This window comes from Mycolicibacterium setense (assembly GCF_000805385.1).
Lineage (GTDB): Bacteria > Actinomycetota > Actinomycetes > Mycobacteriales > Mycobacteriaceae > Mycobacterium > Mycobacterium setense.
In genome coordinates, this window is the sequence record NZ_JTJW01000002.1 from 1 (window position 1) to 5254 (window position 5254).

The window sequence follows — 5254 nt, forward strand, 5'->3', positions numbered from 1 at the left end:
CACCACCCCACGCCTGATATCCGGAGACCCCAAATACAGCTGGGTCAACCAAACCATCTTCGTCGGACAAGGCCGCATCCAACCCGGACCCACCGTCGAATTCCAAGTCTTCCGAGTCGCCGCATGACACTGCCCAAGTGTCAATCGACGAGGTAGGCGATCGGTCACTGGCGTCTAGAGCTCAGCGGGCAGGCCGAATTTCTCGAACAGCTCCAGCTCCATGAATGCCACCACGTGGGAGATGCCCTCGGGGCGCACCTCGAGGACGTGCAGCTGAAATGCCTCGTGCCGGCCCGTCTGGCGATTCAGCATGTACATCCCCGCGGCGGGCTGGCCGTTGGCGCTCGTCGCGATGAACCGCATGTCCCCGGGCTGCTCGGCCGGGCACTTGTACCGAGTCAGGCCGCCGATGGCCTCCGGCCCGCGGTACCAGCTGTCGAAGGGCGGCATCTCCCAGATGGCCTCGGCCGTGAACAGCTCGACCAGCTTGTCGACGTCGTAGGCCTCGAAGGCGGCCATGTAATTGCGCAGCAGGTTCTGGGCATGCGGGGAGTCCGGCGGGGCGATCTCGTCGTCTTCGTTGGGGCCGACGGCGTCGAGTTGGGCCCTGGCCCGCTGCAAGAGGCTGTTGACCGCGGCTGTCGAGGCACCGATCGCCTCACCGACCTCGGCGGCCTTCCACTGCAGCACCTCACGCATCACCAGAACCGCACGCTGGCGCGCCGATAGATGCTGCAGCGCCGCGACGAACGCGAGCCGGACCGAATCACGGGTCCCGACGATCGTGCTGGGATCCGCCGGGTCGTCGGTCGAATCCGGCAGGGGCTGCAGCCAGGGGATCTCGTGGTGCTCGGCGATCTCATCGGTGGGCGACGAACTCGGATTGCCCAGGCCAGACGGCAGCGGACGGCGCTGCCGGCCCTCCAACGCCGTCAGGCACGTATTGGTGGCGATGCGATACAGCCAGGTACGTACCGAGGACTTGCCCTGAAAACCCTCGTAGGACTTCCATGCGCGCAGGTAGGTCTCCTGCACCAGATCTTCGGCATCGTGAAGCGAGCCGGTCATCCGGTAGCAGTGCGCCAGCAGTTCACGGCGGTAGCGCTGGGCCTCGGCCAGGAACGCATCGGCCGGGCTGTCGTCATCGAGGCGATGAGCGAGGACCGTCACATTCGCGAGCTTACGCAGCACCCACGACAACTTCGATCGAATACGCTCGCGAGAGTGACCAGCACGCGCAGTGAACAGACATTCGACGGCGTCGGCGGGGTCCGCATCGTCTACGACGTATGGACGCCCGACATCGCTCCGAAAGGCGTCGTCGTCCTCTCCCACGGCCTCGGCGAACACGCCGGGCGCTATCACCACGTCGCGCAGCGGTTCGGGCAGGCCGGGCTGGTCGTCTACGCCCTTGACCACCGCGGTCACGGCCGCTCCGGAGGCAAGCGGGTGTACCTGCGTGACATGTCGGAGTACGTCGGCGACTTTCACACGCTGGTCGGCATCGCCGCCGTCGAGTACCCGAACCTGCCGCGCCTGGTGCTGGGCCACAGCATGGGCGGCGGCATCGTGTTCACGTACGGCGTCGAATATCCCGACGAGTACTCCGCGATGGTGCTGTCCGGGCCGGCGGTAGCCGCACAGGCGGCGGTGTCCCCGGTGCTCGCGGTGGTGGCCAAGGTGCTCGGCAAGGTCGCCCCCGGGCTGCCGGTGGAAAATCTCGACGCCAACGCGGTATCGCGAGATCCCGCGGTGGTGGCGGCGTACAACGCCGATCCGCTGGTGTGGCACGGCAAGGTCCCCGCAGGCATCGCCCGGGCGCTGATCATCGTGGGCGAGACCATGCCGCAGCGGGCCTCGGCGCTCACCGCGCCGCTGCTGGTGGTGCACGGAGAGAAGGACCGCCTGGTGTCGGCCGAAGGTAGCCGCCATCTCGTGGAATGTGTGGGGTCACCGGACGTGCACCTCAAGGTGTATCCGGGCCTGTTCCATGAGGTGTTCAACGAGCCCGAGAAGGAGCTTGTTCTCGACGACGTGACGGCCTGGATCGAGACGCACCTGTGAGAAAGCTTGTGGCAGTGCTCGTTTCGGTGCTGCTGGTGGCCGGGTGCGGTTCGCCGGAGGCGACGAAGGAGAGCGGGCAACCGTCGTGGACCGACACCGACGTCACGTTCGATGCCGACGGTCTCACCATCCACGGCACCTATCGGCACGCGGAGGCGACCGGCCCGGCGGCACTGCTGATCTCCGAGAGCGGGCCCACCGACCGCAACGGTGACAACAAGGTCGTCGGCCCCATCGGCAACATGCGCCAGCTGGCGGAAACGTTGTCGGACAAGGGCGTTGCCAGCCTGCGCTACGACAAGATCGGAACCGGCGCTACCAAGCTCGGCCCCTACGAGAAGAAGCCTGCCGAGGTGGTCAGCGGCGTCTACACCAGCGGCGCGGCCGCTGCGCTGCGGTTCCTGGCCGGCAGGCCCGATACCGACGCCGCCAAGTTGTCGATCTATGCGGTCGGCGAAGGCGCTATCCACGCCATGACCCTGGCCGGTGCGGGCGACCCGAAGGTGCACTCGCTGGCGCTGTTCCAGCCACTGTCCGGACGCTACCTCGACATCATCACCAACCGCGTGCGGTCCGGCGCCACACCCGAGGTGCTGACGGCCTGGTTGGGTGCCGTCGACCAGATCCGCACCAAGGGCACCGTGCCCGCCGACCTGCCCGAGGGCCTGAGCGCGATCGTGAACAAGGACAACATCAGCGCCATCGTCGAGGCCGACAAGATCGATCCGTTGCAGCTGGCCGCCGCGCTGCCCGACGGCATGCCGGTGCTGCTCACCTGCTCGGACTCCGACTCGCAGGCCAGCTGCCAGATCGAGCGCCCGCTGATCGACGCGCTCAAGCACACCGCACTGACACTCGTCGAGCTCAGGGGCGTCAATCACGTGCTGCGCGACGACCCCACCGACAGCATCGCCAACTACGGCAAGCCGGGACCGTTGTCCCCGCAGGTGGTGGACGCGATCGGCAAGTTTGTCGGTGCCGATGGCTAGGTTTGTCGCGTGAGCGACGACAAGATGCTGGCGCGGATCGCCGCACTGTTGCGCCAGGCTGAAGGCACCGACAACACCCACGAAGCCGAAGCATTCATGGCAGCGGCCCAGCGGTTGGCCACGGCGACGTCCATCGATCTGGCCCTGGCCCGGTCTCACTCGACCGAACGCACCAAGGCCCAGATGCCCGTGCAGCGCACCATCACCATCGGTGCCGCGGGGACGAAGGGTCTGCGCACCTATGTGCAGCTGTTCGTGATGATCGGGCAGGCCAACGATGTGAAGTGCGACGTGGCGTCCAACTCGACGTTCGTCTACGCCTACGGGTTCGCCGAGGACATCGACGCCACCCACGCGCTCTACACCAGCCTGCTGATGCAGATGGTCAAGGCGTCGGAGGCCTACATCGCCTCGGGGGCGCACCGTCCGACGCCGACGATCACCGCGCGGCTCAACTTCCAGCTGGCCTTCGGCGCCCGTATCGGCCAGCGGCTGACCCAGGCGCGGGACGAGGCACAACGCGAGGCCGATGAGGCCGACCGGCCGGGCACCGCTATCGCCTTGCGGGACAAGGACGTCGAGCTGCGCAGTTTCTACCGCGAGGCGTCGCAGGCCCGTGGGACGTGGCGGGCGACCAACGCCTCGGCCGGGTACTCCTCGGCGGCCCGCCGGGCCGGGGACCGCGCCGGTCGCCACGCCCGGCTCGGGTTGAACCAGGAAATATCCGGCGCGCGCGGCGCCCTGGAGAAGTGAGCGCCAAGGACACCCAGCGCGCCAGGGTGTATGCCGCCGAACAGTTCGTGCGCACCATGTTCGACCGTGCGGCCCAACACAGTTCACGCGCCATCGACTTCTTCGGCACCTCACTGACCTTGCCGCCGGAGGCGAAATTCGGATCCGTCGAATCGGTGCAACGCTACGTCGACGACGTCGTCGCCCGCGTCGGCGCGCGGCCGCTGGCGGTTCGACGCCGCCGGGGCGTCACCGCGGCGCACTACGAGCTGGTCGACGGCAAGGCCGTCATCGCCGTGCCCGAACGCGATACCTGGGCGCTGCGTGAGCTGGTGGTGCTGCACGAACTCGCCCACCACGTGAGCGATGCGGACCCACCCCACGGACCGGCCTTCGTCGCCGCGTATTGCGAACTGTGCGAGACGATCATGGGGCCGGAGGTGGGGCTGGTGCTGCGGATGGTGTACGCCAAGGAGGGTGTGCTCTGATCCGGGTCTAGCCTGGCGCTTGTGACCGAACCCCGTGATGTCGATGTCATGTTCAACGAGGTGCTGCGTACCGAGGACGAGGCGCTCACCGCGGCACGTCAATCCGCGCAGGCCGCCGATATGCCGGCCATCGAGGTATCCGCACAACACGGCAAATTGCTGTCGCTGCTCGCCACGATGTCCGGCGCGCGTCGGGTGCTGGAGATCGGCACGCTCGCCGGCTACAGCACCATCAATCTGGCGCGTGGCGTGGGCCCGGACGGCAGCGTCGTCACCCTCGAATACGAGCCTCGTCATGCGGAAGTGGCGCGGGCCAATCTCCAGCGGGCCGGTGTCGCCGACCGCGTCGAGGTGATCGTCGGCGCCGCGCTCGACACGCTGCCCCGGCTGGCCGAGCGCGGGGACGTGTTCGATCTCGCCTTCATCGACGCCGACAAGGAGAACAACGTCCGCTACGTCGAGTGGGCGATCAAGCTGGGCCGGCCGGGCTCGATCATCGTGGTGGACAACGTCACCCGAATGGGGCGGGTGCTGGCGCCGGCCGTGGACGACGCACAGGCGCGTGGTGTGCGCGACATGCTGGAGATGATGGGTAGCCACCCGCGGCTCGACGTCGCCGCGATACAGACCGTCGGCACCAAGGGCTGGGACGGTTTCGCCGTCGCGCTGGTGCGGTAAGCGGTTACGTCAACGCGTCCTGCGGCTCGCGCTGGATCGGCTTGGGCCACGGTTCCGGCTTGGGGCGCTGACGCACCATCTGCGGCCACCAGAACCACTTGCCCATCAGCGCCGCGATGGACGGGGTCATGAAGGATCGGATCACCAGGGTGTCGAACAGCAGACCCAGACCGATCGTGGTGCCCACCTGACCGATCACCGCCAACTCGCTGACCGCCATCGACATCATGGTGAAGGCGAACACCAGGCCCGCGGAGGTGACCACCGATCCGGTACCGCCCATGGCGCGGATGATGCCGGTGT

General features: G+C 67.5%; 8 protein-coding genes. 6 read left to right on the forward strand and 2 right to left on the reverse strand.

The window, feature by feature from the left end:
• Positions 1-127 (forward strand): DUF3237 family protein (locus tag QQ25_RS31490; protein WP_039376818.1); only part of this gene is annotated, 127 nt, incomplete at its 5' end.
• Positions 128-174: 47 nt separating this feature from the next.
• On the opposite strand, the gene QQ25_RS01560 is transcribed toward QQ25_RS31490, so the two are convergent.
• Positions 175-1200, reverse strand: coding sequence for a sigma-70 family RNA polymerase sigma factor (locus tag QQ25_RS01560; RefSeq protein WP_039376819.1), 1026 nt, complete (start codon positions 1198-1200; stop codon positions 175-177).
• A 24-nt stretch (positions 1201-1224) separates the two neighbouring features.
• Between QQ25_RS01560 and QQ25_RS01565 the strand changes: the two genes are divergently transcribed.
• Genes QQ25_RS01565 through QQ25_RS01585 form a run of 5 tightly spaced genes read left to right on the forward strand, consistent with a single transcriptional unit; the run spans position 1225 to position 4951 of the window.
• A complete protein-coding gene (locus QQ25_RS01565; protein ID WP_039376820.1) occupies positions 1225-2064 on the forward strand; it encodes an alpha/beta hydrolase in 840 nt (279 codons plus the stop codon).
• Complete coding sequence (locus QQ25_RS01570; RefSeq protein WP_039312593.1) at positions 2061-3053, forward strand: alpha/beta fold hydrolase; 993 nt, start codon at positions 2061-2063, stop codon at positions 3051-3053. Before QQ25_RS01565 ends, QQ25_RS01570 begins: the two co-directional genes overlap by 4 nt.
• 9 nt (positions 3054-3062) lie before the next feature.
• Positions 3063-3806: a DUF2786 domain-containing protein gene (locus tag QQ25_RS01575; RefSeq protein WP_039312597.1), complete on the forward strand. Its 744-nt coding sequence runs from the start codon at positions 3063-3065 to the stop codon at positions 3804-3806.
• Positions 3803-4273 (forward strand): TIGR04338 family metallohydrolase, encoded by a 471-nt coding sequence (locus QQ25_RS01580; RefSeq protein WP_039312600.1) that lies wholly within the window; start codon positions 3803-3805, stop codon positions 4271-4273. Before QQ25_RS01575 ends, QQ25_RS01580 begins: the two co-directional genes overlap by 4 nt.
• Positions 4274-4294: 21 nt before the next feature.
• The gene (locus QQ25_RS01585; RefSeq protein ID WP_101906044.1) at positions 4295-4951 is read left to right on the forward strand and encodes an O-methyltransferase; all 657 of its coding nucleotides are present in this window, start codon (positions 4295-4297) and stop codon (positions 4949-4951) included.
• Positions 4952-4955: 4 nt separating this feature from the next.
• Here QQ25_RS01585 and QQ25_RS01590 read toward each other — a convergent pair.
• A partial coding sequence (locus QQ25_RS01590; RefSeq protein WP_039376822.1) for an MMPL family transporter occupies positions 4956-5254 on the reverse strand: 299 nt, incomplete at its 5' end.